This is a genomic window from Enterobacter cloacae complex sp. IR53030, assembly GCF_049238365.1.
Taxonomy (GTDB): domain Bacteria; phylum Pseudomonadota; class Gammaproteobacteria; order Enterobacterales; family Enterobacteriaceae; genus Enterobacter; species Enterobacter kobei.
Genome location: NZ_JBMKHA010000004.1, coordinates 257962 through 270362, shown reverse-complemented (window position 1 = coordinate 270362; position 12401 = coordinate 257962). Strand labels below are relative to the sequence as shown.

Annotated in this window: 12 protein-coding genes; all 12 read right to left on the bottom strand. The window is 51.9% G+C overall.

Annotated features, from left to right (window positions below; all coding sequences use genetic code 11):
• Window positions 1–81: 81 nt before the first annotated feature.
• On the bottom strand, window positions 82–963 hold the full coding sequence (prmA, locus tag ACOTXR_RS06585) for a 50S ribosomal protein L11 methyltransferase (RefSeq protein WP_014885443.1): 882 nt from the start codon (window positions 961–963) through the stop codon (window positions 82–84).
• Between the two features lie 11 nt (window positions 964–974).
• Complete coding sequence (panF, locus tag ACOTXR_RS06580) at window positions 975–2426, bottom strand: sodium/pantothenate symporter (protein ID WP_014885442.1); 1452 nt, start codon at window positions 2424–2426, stop codon at window positions 975–977.
• Complete coding sequence (locus tag ACOTXR_RS06575) at window positions 2416–2658, bottom strand: YhdT family protein (RefSeq protein WP_014885441.1); 243 nt, start codon at window positions 2656–2658, stop codon at window positions 2416–2418. Before ACOTXR_RS06575 ends, panF begins: the two co-directional genes overlap by 11 nt.
• A gap of 104 nt (window positions 2659–2762) precedes the next feature.
• Window positions 2763–4082 (bottom strand): M60 family metallopeptidase, encoded by a 1320-nt coding sequence (locus ACOTXR_RS06570; protein ID WP_257440721.1) that lies wholly within the window; start codon window positions 4080–4082, stop codon window positions 2763–2765.
• Between the two features lie 182 nt (window positions 4083–4264).
• Complete coding sequence (locus tag ACOTXR_RS06565) at window positions 4265–4774, bottom strand: hypothetical protein (protein ID WP_257411029.1); 510 nt, start codon at window positions 4772–4774, stop codon at window positions 4265–4267.
• A 171-nt stretch (window positions 4775–4945) separates the two neighbouring features.
• The gene (locus tag ACOTXR_RS06560) at window positions 4946–6847 is read right to left on the bottom strand and encodes a M60 family metallopeptidase (RefSeq protein ID WP_058690874.1); all 1902 of its coding nucleotides are present in this window, start codon (window positions 6845–6847) and stop codon (window positions 4946–4948) included.
• 222 nt (window positions 6848–7069) lie between these two features.
• Complete coding sequence (gene accC, locus ACOTXR_RS06555) at window positions 7070–8419, bottom strand: acetyl-CoA carboxylase biotin carboxylase subunit (protein WP_003860388.1); 1350 nt, start codon at window positions 8417–8419, stop codon at window positions 7070–7072.
• A gap of 10 nt (window positions 8420–8429) precedes the next feature.
• Window positions 8430–8891: an acetyl-CoA carboxylase biotin carboxyl carrier protein gene (accB, locus tag ACOTXR_RS06550; RefSeq protein ID WP_010436174.1), complete on the bottom strand. Its 462-nt coding sequence runs from the start codon at window positions 8889–8891 to the stop codon at window positions 8430–8432.
• Window positions 8892–8912: 21 nt separating this feature from the next.
• A complete protein-coding gene (gene aroQ, locus ACOTXR_RS06545; protein WP_023331425.1) occupies window positions 8913–9365 on the bottom strand; it encodes a type II 3-dehydroquinate dehydratase in 453 nt (150 codons plus the stop codon).
• Window positions 9366–9599: 234 nt separating this feature from the next.
• Entirely contained in the window at window positions 9600–10199 is a 600-nt protein-coding gene (msrQ, locus tag ACOTXR_RS06540) for a protein-methionine-sulfoxide reductase heme-binding subunit MsrQ (protein WP_014885437.1), read from the bottom strand.
• On the bottom strand, window positions 10200–11201 hold the full coding sequence (gene msrP / locus ACOTXR_RS06535; RefSeq protein ID WP_023331424.1) for a protein-methionine-sulfoxide reductase catalytic subunit MsrP: 1002 nt from the start codon (window positions 11199–11201) through the stop codon (window positions 10200–10202).
• 77 nt (window positions 11202–11278) lie between these two features.
• Window positions 11279–12253: an MDR family oxidoreductase gene (locus ACOTXR_RS06530; protein WP_200923726.1), complete on the bottom strand. Its 975-nt coding sequence runs from the start codon at window positions 12251–12253 to the stop codon at window positions 11279–11281.
• Window positions 12254–12401 lie beyond the last annotated feature (148 nt).

The following is a 12401-nucleotide window of genomic DNA, read 5'->3' as shown; positions in this document are numbered from 1 at the left end:
TGGTTATTTTACCGGAGAAATGCGCGGGGAGAGAGGACTATCAGTGGAGGAGAGGCGTGGTCAGATGACCACGCCAAATGCTTATTTTTTACGACCGGTGATCCTGCACCACTCTTCTTTCTCTACCACCGGGTCAAGGGCGAAGAGATCCGCGTAGGCTTCACACACGCTGTCGGCCTGGCTTGCCAGGATACCTGAAAGCCCCAGCAGACCGCCCTCAACGGGCAGTACGCTGATTAACGGTGCCAGTTCACGTAACGGGCCTGCCAGGATGTTGGCGACCACCACGTCGGCTTTCATGGCCGCTGGCTGCGCATCCGGCAAATACAGCTCCAGACGATCGGAGACGCCGTTACGCTCGGCGTTATCGCGGCTGGCCTGAATTGCCTGCGGATCGATGTCGATCCCAATCGCTTTTGCCGCACCCAGTTTCAGCGCCGCGATAGCGAGGATCCCGGAGCCGCAGCCGAAGTCGATCACGGTTTTTCCTGCCAGATCCAGACCGTCCAGCCACTGCAGGCACAGGGAGGTGGTGGGGTGGGTGCCGGTACCAAATGCCAGGCCCGGGTCGAGCATCACGTTGACGGCGTTTTCATCTGGCACTTCGCGCCAGCTTGGGCAGATCCACAGACGCTTGCCAAACTGCATCGGGTGGAAGTTATCCATCCACTCCCGTTCCCAGTCTTTATCTTCCAGCTGTTCGATTTTGTGCACGAAACCTGCACCTAACAGTGGATGGTTTTCCAGAATCGCGACGACCTCTTTCATGTCGGTCTCGGCATCGAAAAGTCCAATGACGTCGGTATCACCCCACAGGCGCGTTTCGCCCGGCAGCGGCTCGAAGACCGGCGTGTCATGCGTGTCCTGGAAGGTGATGGAGACCGAGCCGGCCTCCATCAGCGCATCGCTCAGTTCCTCGGCGTTCGCGCCGGTTGTGTTCAGTTTTAATTGGATCCACGGCATGGCAAAACTCTTTATTTATCAGTAGAAATCATAGCGGACTGTGGGACGGGCTGACCGAAACGGTTCCCCACCACAAACGCCAGTAAACTTAGCAGTAACGAAGGCACAATAGGATGGAAGCCCAGGTACTGAATCTTAAACGTTGCGAGTACGGCATACAGCACACCGCCAACAATCATCGCGCCCAGCGCGCCTGCAGCATTGGCACGTTCCCAGTAGAGACCTAACACCAGCGGCCAGAGGAAAACGGCTTCAAGGCCGCCGAACGCCAGCAGGTTCAGCCAGATGATCATCTCCGGCGGGCGCCATGCGGCTAACAGCAGCAATGCCCCTAACACCAGCGTAATAATGGCTGACATACGCTTCAGGCGACGTTCATTTTCTACCTGCTCAGGACGCAGGTTGAGATAGAGATCTTTAATGATCGTCGCGGAGCTTTGCAGTAGCTGGGCGTTGATAGTGGACATAATAGCGGCCATTGGCGCAGCAAGGAAAATCCCGGCGGCAAATGGCGGCAGCACTTTAACCATCAGTGTCGGGATCACCAGATCCGGCACGGTAAGGTCAGGGATGACTGCACGTCCTAATGCACCCGCCAGATGCATACCGAACATCAGGATCGCGACGACAATCGTCCCGATAATAATGCCTTTGTGAACGGCTTTGCTGTCTTTATAGGAGATACAGCGCACGGCGGTATGGGGCAGACCAATCACCCCAAAGCAGACTAACACCCAGAACGACGTCATAAATGCCGGAGAAAGAATATCATCCGCGCCTTGCGGCGAGACCAGTTTCGGATCTATGGCTTCCAGGGTTTCCACCGCATGCGTAAGTCCACCCGCAGCATGAACGATGCCCACCAGCAGAACGATCGTACCAATCAGCATGACCATTCCCTGCAGCGTATCGTTCAGCACGCTGGCGCGGAATCCGCCAAACGCAGTATACAGCGCAATGCTTACCCCGAAGATAATCAACCCTGTCTCGTAGGGGATCCCGGCTGCCGTTTCCAGCAGACGAGCTCCACCGATAAACTGCACCGTCATCGCACCAATAAAGGCGACCAGCAGGCTCAGGCTTGCCAGCCATACCAGCAAGCGACTCTGGTAGCGTGCAAACAGCATATCGTTGAGCGTCACGGCGTTATAGCGCCGTGCCAGAATGGCAAACTTTTTACCCAGAATACCCAGAGAGAGCCAGACGGCAGGTAGCTGGATCATGGCCAGCAGTACCCAGCCTAACCCGTACTTATACGCGGCACCGGGACCGCCGATAAATGAACTGGCGCTGATGTAGGTGGCCGTCAGCGTCATGGCCAGCACGACGCCACCCATCGAACGGCTACCGAGGAAATACTCATTCAGAAAGGCGCCGGTCGCCCTTTTACGCATGGCATAAATGGACAAGCCAAATACGACCAGCAGGTATGCGACAAGCGGCAGAATGACTTCAAGCTGCATCATCGTCCTCCAGCGGAATATCCCGGTAGATAAATTTAACCATCGCCCAGCACAGCAGGATAAATACCAGCGGTACCAGCAGGCACGCCATTTCAAACCAGTGTGGCAGGCCGGTAATACCGATGTCTGAATTAGGTAAGTAAGCGGTTACCAACCATGCGGCAAGATAGAGAAGGGTCAGCCACAGCGCCCAGCGCGCTTCTTTATGGGCCTGAACAAAACGAGCGTCCATCCACTCTCCTGGATAATTCATAGTGAGAGGCGGATTGTACGCATTGCAGGGGGGATACCAAATCATTTTCTGCTGCGCCAGAAACTGGCGCAGCAATAAAGCATTTACTTCACAATGGAGAGATCGACATTCACGTTTGCCGTCCAGTCAGTGTTGTGCCAGTCATTCGCAATCAGGTGGAGAACACCCGTATAGCTGCCCTGAGGCAAAAGCGGGTTATCTTCTGCTTTATAAGCGATTCTTAAATATGCACTTGTTCCAGAGTTGCAGTTTACCGCGGTGTTAACGGAATGAATATTGCAGCCGCCATGGCTGTTCTGGCCACGCAGTTTCACGATGAAGGTTCTGTTACGGCTATCGACAACCTGCGCATACAGTGGCGTTTCACCATCCTCAACCCAGACCAGAGAGGTAGGGCCCGCCTTAGGTGTGTTGGTCACAAAAGCAATATTTACGGTGTTATCTTCAGCTGGAACTTCAATCGTTATCGGGGAAGAGCCGTTCAGGCTACCGGTAAAGGTTTTCGCAACTTTCTTAGGTTGAGGTAAATTCAGCGCATTAATTGCTGCAATCGCCTCTGCGGAAAGGGGAATATTCCACTGCTGGAAATACTGGTTCAGATTAACGCCGGCGATTTTACTGGCATTAAGCGTAAACCAGTCGATTTTTTTCTGGCTGCTATTAACCAGGGTTGGGTCATTCTGGTTAACTTCACGGTAAGCTTTCGACAGTGCCGGGTAAAGCTGTGGCCAGCTCGTCATTATTTCACCAAAGAAAGACGCCCTACGGAACAGATCTTCTTTAGCAAAATTCCAGGTGTGCCCGGATTTCAGCAGAGTGCCGACAGCTTGTTGATCCCAACCGAAACCGTAAAAGCCTTCATTACTATGACAGTTTTTGAAATCGGTATCGCCGAGGGTGGTGTAACATGCAGCGATAGAATAAAGGTTGACGGTAACTTCTCCCTGGTCACTCCAGGACCATCCCATCTGGAACTGATGACCGTATTCGTGCCAGTCGAGCCAGCTCGGCGTCTCAGGGATTGAGCTGTCACCACCCACGCCAATCAGCCCTTGCCCGCTATTTGCCCAGCAGCAGCTCTGATAAGAGACGAAGAGCAAGCCACGGCTAGGCTGGTGCAACCAGCTCGAGCCATCCAGCCCATCGACTTTGTCATAAGTAATGGTTCGCAGCAGCGACTGGCGGAGGGTCTGCTCTATATTTTTAGTTGCTGAGTTTTGCGCAATTGCCTGACTTGCAACGAAGCGTGTCCTGCCATCAAACATAAAGTGGTAGCCTGATGGCGTTGTGGCCTGTGCTTGCTGGCGCCACTCGGCTCTGTCATTCATACCAAAGATAAAGAGGGGGTGATACGTACCGCCGTTAACAATATCAACGGAGACGAATGTATCAATATTCTCCATTTTTTTGGTTTTATCCTGACACCCAACGATAAGCAGCGCGTTCTGAGAGAATGTGTAGGTTGTGTCACCGTTTGCATTCAGAATAAGCTCATTAGCAGGACCGACAATACCTTCGTAGTTAGGGAGGGTGCGAATAAGTACCCTCCGCAACGAAAATGAAACTTTTAGTCAATTAAATTCAATCACTTACATAGGCGTTTTTTTGCGTTTGGTGACTTATTCGCACCTTCCTTAGGATCAACGGCAGCATAGCAGGAAACATTTTGCGGAACATCACCGAGACGGAGGGTAACGTTTTCACCCTTGACGCCCCACGTATGTGTTAAGATGTAATTATTACGTCCACCGTTGGTGGTTCTGTTCGTGCCATTGCCATGAACTTCGGTAACAGGAATTTGATAGCGACCTTGTTCAGCCTCACCGTAAACTTTTAAAGTACGGTTGAGCCAGAACAGGGGGTTATTGACATTTTGTACATCATAGGTTGATGCATAAGCTGGATTGATTAAATTATTGTAGTCAATACCTAATTCATCGAGTGCTTCAGTAAATCCCGGATTATTTTTCCACTCGTCCCACATCGTTTGGTTAGTAGAGACCGTCTCCGCCGCATAACAAGCGGAAGAAACAGACGCACAAAGTAGTGCTGCGATGGAAAAAGTTTTCTTTATTCCATGTTGAAATATATTCATAGTTAAAATGTCCGTAATTAAACATGAGGTGAAGCTTGTTTAATTACAACATTTCGTAACGGATTATTAAATGTAGAACTAATTAATATTCATTGTAGTCAATCTGATAAATAAGCAAGTCAGGCCGAATCATTTTCTGCTGCGCCAGAAACTGGCGCAGCAATAAAGCACTTACTTCACAATGGAGAGATCGACATTCACGTTTGCCGTCCAGTCCGTGTTGTGCCAGTCACGCGCAATCAGATGAAGAACACCCGTATAGCTGCCCTGAGGCAGATGCGGGTTATCTTCTGCTTTATAAGCGACTCTTAAATATGCGCTTGTTCCTGAGTTGCAGTTAACCGCGGTGTTAACGGAATGAATATTGCAGCCGCCATGGCTGTTCTGGCCACGCAGTTTCACGATGAAGCTTCTGTTACGACTATCGACAACCTGCGCATACAGTGGCGTTTCACCATCCTCAACCCAGACCAGAGAGGTAGGGCCAGCCTTAGGTGTGTTGGTCACAAAAGCAATATTCACAGTGTTATCTTCAGCCGGAACTTCAATCGTTATCGGGGAAGAGCCGTTCAGGCTACCGGTAAAGGTTTTCGTCACTTTGTTCGGCTGAGGTAATTTCAGAGCAGCAATTTGTGAGTCAGCATCAGCGGAATAGCCTAAACCCCAACGTGTAAAGAATTCACGTAAATCACGTCCCGCTGCTTTGCTGGCATTGACCACAAAGAAATCAATTTTTTGTTGATTGGTTGCAACCAGAGATTTACCTTTACCCTCGTTATAGGTTTCGCGGTAGGCTTTGCCAATATAAGCGAAGAGATCGGGCCACGATGTTTTCAGCTGCGCAAACATCATTAATTTACGGAAGACGTCAGTGTCAGTATCAAACTGGTGTGTTTCGCCAGAGTTCAGGAAAGAACCTACGGCCTGCTGATCCCAGGAGAAATTGTTGTAATACAGGTTTTCGTGACAGGATTTATCCGTGACTTCTCCGCGTAACACACGGCAGGCTGAAACGGACATAATATTATTTGTCACTTCCGTTAACCCGTCCCATGCCCAGGTCATCTGATTTTGGTGGCCATATTCATGCCAATGGCCCCAGCTGGTTTCGGTTGGTAAGCTGTTGCCAAAGCCGATCCCAATACGTCCGGCTCCTCCCTGAGACCAGCAGCAGCTGTTAAAAATACCGAAATTCAAACCACGCAGAGGCTGATGTAAATACGATGACCCATCAAGCCCGTTAACCCTATCATAGTCCATGACGTAGCTTAATTGTTCGCGCAGCATTTGCAGCACATTGGTATTCAGTGACGCTTTAGCGGTGGAATTATTCACGACATACCGAGAGCGCCCGTCAAACAGCAGCGTTTGCCCGGTCGGTGTACTCTGCTGGCTCAGGGCCTTCCACTCTTCTTTTGTGTTAAGTCCGAAAACAAATAGCGGGTGTTTTTTCGCGGTCGTCGATGTGACATCCACACGAACGAGTGTGTTCATATGGCTATAGGTACCACTTTTATCCCAGCAGGCCAGCAGCATTAATCCATTTTCACTCAGGGTATATTGCGTTGAGTGATTGGCATTTAACTGCACCTGATATTTAGTGGTGATTGTACCGCTGTATTGATTTTCCAGTCCTGCGTAGCAGACCACATCATCGGGTTGGGAAGAGGTGGTCAATGTGAACGTATCACCCTCTTCACCATAATAATAGGTATTAAAATAGGGATTGCGACCTGTGAAGCCTGTTCTGGCACGAGCTTCATCATGATCTTCAATGGCTGGAATATAATAAATGTCTTTGTCAGCATCACCATAAATTTGCATGGTGCGCTTTTGCCAGTAGAGAACATCAGTCGGGTCGGCTGAACGGGTGAGGGTTTTTTGTGGATCTTCAGATAACAGTTGATAACTCATACCGAGTTCATCCAGAGCTTCATTGAAGGCCTGGTTATCCTGCCATCTTTCCCACCAGTTGGCCGTGGTTTCAGCGTATAAAGGCAAAGACGTTACCGATGCACATAACAGCGCAGCAGCAACACATTTTTTCTGTATGCCACTCTTCAGTATATTCATAAAAGATATGTCCGTTATCGAGAAAATATTAAGAAAAACGGACTCATTACATCACGCTGTAATATCGTTAAGAACCGAGGAATGATGAAAAGTAAATGTAGAAAAAATGATGATATTGAATATTTCTAGGTTGGGTTGGACATATAGTGACGGTAAATAGTTTGGGGTGAGAAACAAGGACGCAAAAAATAAACACGCCTGATAAACAGGCGTGTTTTTAGATTACTTCTCGTTGAGGCCGAGTTTCTTCTCAAGATAGTGGATGTTAGTTCCACCATTCTGGAAGTGCTCGTCGCTCATGATGCGCATCTGGAGATCAACGTTGGTTTTAATACCGTCGATGATCAACTCCTGCAGGGCGTTCTTCATGCGGGCAATCGCCACGTCACGGTTTTCGCCGTAGCAGATGAGCTTACCGATCATTGAGTCATAGTACGGCGGTACGGTGTAACCGGCGTAGATATGAGACTCCCAACGCACACCAAAGCCTCCCGGCGCGTGGAAACGCGTGATTTTACCCGGGCTTGGCAGGAAGGTGTTCGGGTCTTCGGCGTTGATACGGCATTCAACCGCATGGCCTTTCACCACGACTTCTTCCTGCTTGATGGACAACGGCTGACCCGCAGCGATACGCAGCTGTTCTTTGATCAGGTCAACGCCGGTGATCATTTCGGTAACCGGGTGTTCAACCTGAATACGGGTGTTCATCTCGATGAAGTAGAACTCGCCGTTTTCGAACAGGAACTCAAAAGTACCCGCCCCGCGATAGCCGATATCGACACACGCCTTGGCGCAACGCTCACCGATGTAGCGACGCAGTTCCGGGGTAATGCCCGGCGCAGGTGCTTCTTCGACGACTTTCTGGTGACGACGCTGCATGGAGCAGTCACGTTCTGCCAGATAGATCGCGTTACCCTGACCGTCAGCCAACACCTGAATTTCGATGTGGCGTGGGTTTTCCAGGTATTTTTCCATGTACACCATGTCATTGCTGAAAGCCGCTTTCGCTTCCGCTTTGGTCATGGAGATGGACTGCGCCAGTTCAGCATCGCTGCGTACTACGCGCATACCGCGACCGCCGCCACCGCCGGACGCCTTGATGATAACCGGGTAGCCAATGCGTTTAGCATGAGCACGGTTAGCATCCATGTCGTCGGTCAGAGGGCCGTCAGAGCCTGGTACGGTTGGCACACCGGCTTTTTTCATCGCGGTGATCGCAGACACTTTGTCGCCCATCAGGCGGATAGTGTCGGCTTTCGGGCCGATGAAGATAAAGCCAGAGCGTTCAACCTGCTCAGCAAAGTTGGCGTTCTCAGAGAGGAAGCCATAACCCGGATGAATTGCCACCGCGCCGGTGATTTCAGCGGCGCTGATGATAGCCGGGATGTTCAGATAGCTTTTTACGGACGGAGCCGGGCCAATACAGACCGTCTCATCCGCCAGCAATACGTGTTTTAAATCGCGATCCGCACTTGAGTGCACCGCGACGGTCTTGATGCCCAGTTCTTTACAGGCACGAAGAATACGCAGTGCAATCTCGCCGCGGTTGGCGATAACAATTTTATCCAGCATGTTCGCCTCGTTACTCGATGACGACCAGCGGCTCGTCAAATTCAACCGGCTGACCACTTTCGACCAGAATCGCTTTCACAGTACCTGATTTGTCTGCTTCGATCTGGTTCATCATTTTCATCGCTTCAACGATGCACAGGGTATCGCCTACGTTGACTTTCTGACCCACTTCGATGAACGCCTTCGCGTCCGGGCTCGGGGTGCGGTAGAAAGTACCAACCATTGGGGAACGTACGATGTGACCACTGATTTCTGCTGCAGCGGCAGGTGCGGCTTCAGCTGCTGGTGCAACGGCTGCGGAGAGCGCAGGCTGCTGCACTGGCGCAGCGTAAGCCTGCTGCATTACCGGGAAGCTAGCGGCTGGGGCTGCACGGCTGATGCGTACAGACTCTTCGCCTTCAGAAATTTCCAGTTCGGAGATGCCTGATTCTTCAACCAGCTCGATCAGTTTTTTAATCTTACGAATATCCATGAGTGGGTTCCGTACTCTTGTTTAGTGTGATTGTGACAAGCGTTTTACCGCTGTCTGTAAAGCGTATGAATAACCGTCAGCGCCCAGTCCGCAGATAACGCCAGTAGCGATATCCGACAGATACGAATGGTGGCGGAACGGCTCTCGGGCGTGCACGTTACTCAGGTGGATCTCGATAAACGGGATACTCACCGCGAGCAGTGCGTCGCGGATAGCAACACTGGTGTGCGTAAACGCGGCCGGATTGATCAGGATATAGTCCACATTGTCTTTAGCCTGATGAATACGGTCGATGATTGCGTACTCCGCGTTTGACTGAAAATGATCCAAATCCACATTCAGCGATGCTGCTTCCGTGCTCAGACGGTTAACAATTTCGCTCAATGTTAGCGTGCCGTACTTCTCTGGCTCACGGGTGCCGAGCATGTTCAGGTTCGGTCCGTTCAATACTAAGATATGGAACTTGTCAGTCATTATGCCGCTATCTCCTGCGATTTTCGGGTAAAAAACAAAATATACCGTCGAAGCGCAAATGTCACCTTTTCAGAGGCCAAAAACCACTGTCAGGCGAACCAAGGTCGCACATTATAACGATTTCGTAGCATTTGGCAGCTAAATACTGGTCTTATCAGGGAAGATTATCAACCGCAATCCAAAAAAGATTTGCGGTTGAGGGGGAATCTGCGGGAAAACGCACAGTTTCGCGAACTATCGCAACCACTGGCGGAACTTCTTGTAACGCCATGCTAAAAGCGCCACTGCCGCCAGCGCATACAGGACTGGCTGCGGGGAGAGGATCTTCACCGACCACAGATAATGAATGGGGGCGAGGATCGCGACAAGATAGACGAAGTTGTGCAGTAACTGCCAGCGTCTGCCCAGCTTTCGCTGCGCATATTGCGTGGACGTCAGCGCTAACGCCAGTAAAACCAGCCAGCTTACGATACCCAGCGTCAGATAAGGGCGTGTCACCAGCTCTCGGCCAAGCAGTGTCAGATTGTTAATTCCCAGTTCCAGCAGGGCGTAGCTGGTAAGGTGCAGCGTCGCCCAGGCAAAACACCATAGCCCCAAAAGCCGACGGGTACGTATCAATAATGGCTGTTTAGCGTAGCGCGCCAGCGGCGAGACGAGCAAGGTTGCCAGTAAAAATTTCAGAGCCATCCGACCCGTAAAATGCTGGATATCTTTTGCTGGATCGGCGCTAAAAAGGCCCTGACTGGCGGCCCAGAACAACCAGATAAAAGGAAGTATCCCAGCTAAATGCAGCAGCACTTTCAGCCAGGTAATCTGCTTTGCCGTTAAACGCACTCAGAAGTTCTCCCGTAAATTAAGGCCACGGTAAAGCGAAGCCACTTCATCCGCATACCCGTTAAACAACAGCGTGGGCTGACGCTTAACGTCCAGCGCACCACCCGCGCCAATAAAGCGCTCAGTCGCCTGCGACCAGCGGGGATGATCCACATGCGGATTCACATTCGCGAAGAAACCGTATTCACCCGGTGCTGCCAGGTTCCAGGTCGTTGGCGGACGCTCGCGGGTCAGCTTAATGCTGACGATAGACTTAATTCCTTTGAAGCCGTATTTCCACGGTACGGTTAACCGAATGGGGGCGCCGTTTTGAGGAGGAAGCGCCTTGCCGTATACGCCAACGGTCAGCAGGGTAAGGGGATGCATGGCTTCGTCGAGGCGTAGCCCTTCAACGTACGGATAGTCCAGTCCACCGCCGATAAACCGATCTTTCTGGCCCGGCATCTCGTCCGGAGCGTAGCGCGTCTGGAAGGCGACATATTTTGCATTGCTGGTGGGCTCAACCAACGCCAGCAGCTTATGCAGCGGGAAGCCGACCCAGGGTACCACCATCGACCAGGCTTCCACGCAGCGCATGCGATAGATGCGCTCTTCGAGCGGGAAGCGGGTGGTCAGATCGTGGTGGTCGAGCGTCAGGGGTTTTGCCACCTCGCCGTCAATTTTCAACGTCCACGGATCGGTTTTCATGCTGCCTGCATTGGCGGCAGGATCGGCTTTATCCAGACCAAATTCGTAAAAGTTGTTGTAGCCGGTGACTTTGTCTTCAGGGGTGAGCGTCAGTTTGTTTTGCCACTCGGCGGGTTTCGTAAACGTAAGCGGGGCACCGGAAGGCGCCTTAGGGCGATCGTTACCTTTAAACCAGTCGAGCAGGTCGGCATGTGCCGCAGGGGAGAGCGTCAGTGCAGTGGCGCTGATGCCAAGCATTTTCAGGATCTGGCGGCGCTGTAACATAAAGACAGACTCGGACGTTACGTCGGCTTCCGTCAGTTTTCGGTTTTTCATGGCATCCTCCGTCATGCGTTTTTCTAAGCATGACGGAGGAGAGCGCTTCACGCGAATATGTCACGAAAATTTGAAGATTAGGCGATTTTCACCAGCGCGCGACCGTGGAACTGGTTATCCATGATTTTACTGGCATAGTCTGGCGCCTGGCTGAGGCTTATCTCCGTTGCGCTCTGGGTAAAGAACGATTCCGGCAGATCGCGTACCAGACGTTCCCAGGCCTCCGTGCGGCGAGCCGCTGGCGTCATCACGGAGTCCACGCCCTGCAGGCGAACGTTACGCAAAATAAACGGCATGACGGTAGTTGGCAGGGCAAAGCCGCCCGCCAGACCGCAGGCTGCCACGCAGCCGCCGTAGTTCATCTGCGCCAGGACCTTCGCCAGCACTTTATCGCCGACGGTATCTACCGCGCCCGCCCAGACCTGTTTTTCCAGTGGACGGGTTTCGGCGAATTCATCGCGGCCAAGAATGCGGCTGGCACCGAGCTGGCGAAGATAATCATGCGTACTTTCCCGGCCGGAAACCGCCGTGACCTGGTAACCCAGTTTGTGCAGCAACGTTACCGCCGTGCTCCCCACGCCACCGCTGGCGCCGGTCACGACAATGTCACCCGACTCAGGGCGAACCCCCGCCTCTTCCAGCGCCATCACGCACAGCATGGCGGTAAAGCCTGCGGTGCCGATGATCATCGCTTTGCGACCATCCATGCCTTTCGGCATCGGCACGAGCCAGTTGCCTTTTACGCGCGCCTGTGTTGCCAGCCCGCCCCAGTGATTTTCACCCACACCCCAGCCGGTGAGCAACACGTGCTGGCCCGCATGGAAGCGAGGGTCTTCGCTGCTGTGGACCCGGCCAGCAAAATCAATACCCGGCACCATAGGGAAATTTCGGATGATTTTACCCTTACCGGTGATCGCCAGTGCATCTTTGTAATTTAAACTGGACCAGTCGATATCGACGGTGACGTCGCCTTCCGGCAGACGGCTCTCTTCTACGGCCTGTACTGAGGCAAGCGTTTTGCCGTCCTGCTGTTCTAAGATCAAAGCCTGCATACGGGGTCCTCACGACTCAGATGATTGGAAAATAATTTCTGAAGACTATACTCGCTCAGGGTAAATCAATGCCGATTTAACGCAATAAATTGCCAGATACGCCCGATTTGGTAGTATGCCGCATTTGAAATGCAAGTTAGCGCTTACT

Excerpts from the sequence above, each read along its gene's own strand:
- prmA (WP_014885443.1), bottom strand. The coding sequence starts at position 963 with ATGCCGTGGATCCAATTAAAACTGAACACAACCGGCGCGAACGCCGAG.
- panF (WP_014885442.1), bottom strand. The coding sequence starts at position 2,426 with ATGCAGCTTGAAGTCATTCTGCCGCTTGTCGCATACCTGCTGGTCGTA.
- ACOTXR_RS06575 (WP_014885441.1), bottom strand. The coding sequence starts at position 2,658 with ATGGACGCTCGTTTTGTTCAGGCCCATAAAGAAGCGCGCTGGGCGCTG.
- ACOTXR_RS06570 (WP_257440721.1), bottom strand. The coding sequence starts at position 4,082 with ATGGAGAATATTGATACATTCGTCTCCGTTGATATTGTTAACGGCGGT.
- ACOTXR_RS06565 (WP_257411029.1), bottom strand. The coding sequence starts at position 4,774 with ATGAATATATTTCAACATGGAATAAAGAAAACTTTTTCCATCGCAGCA.
- ACOTXR_RS06560 (WP_058690874.1), bottom strand. The coding sequence starts at position 6,847 with ATGAATATACTGAAGAGTGGCATACAGAAAAAATGTGTTGCTGCTGCG.
- accC (WP_003860388.1), bottom strand. The coding sequence starts at position 8,419 with ATGCTGGATAAAATTGTTATCGCCAACCGCGGCGAGATTGCACTGCGT.
- accB (WP_010436174.1), bottom strand. The coding sequence starts at position 8,891 with ATGGATATTCGTAAGATTAAAAAACTGATCGAGCTGGTTGAAGAATCA.
- aroQ (WP_023331425.1), bottom strand. The coding sequence starts at position 9,365 with ATGACTGACAAGTTCCATATCTTAGTATTGAACGGACCGAACCTGAAC.
- msrP (WP_023331424.1), bottom strand. The coding sequence starts at position 11,201 with ATGAAAAACCGAAAACTGACGGAAGCCGACGTAACGTCCGAGTCTGTC.
- ACOTXR_RS06530 (WP_200923726.1), bottom strand. The coding sequence starts at position 12,253 with ATGCAGGCTTTGATCTTAGAACAGCAGGACGGCAAAACGCTTGCCTCA.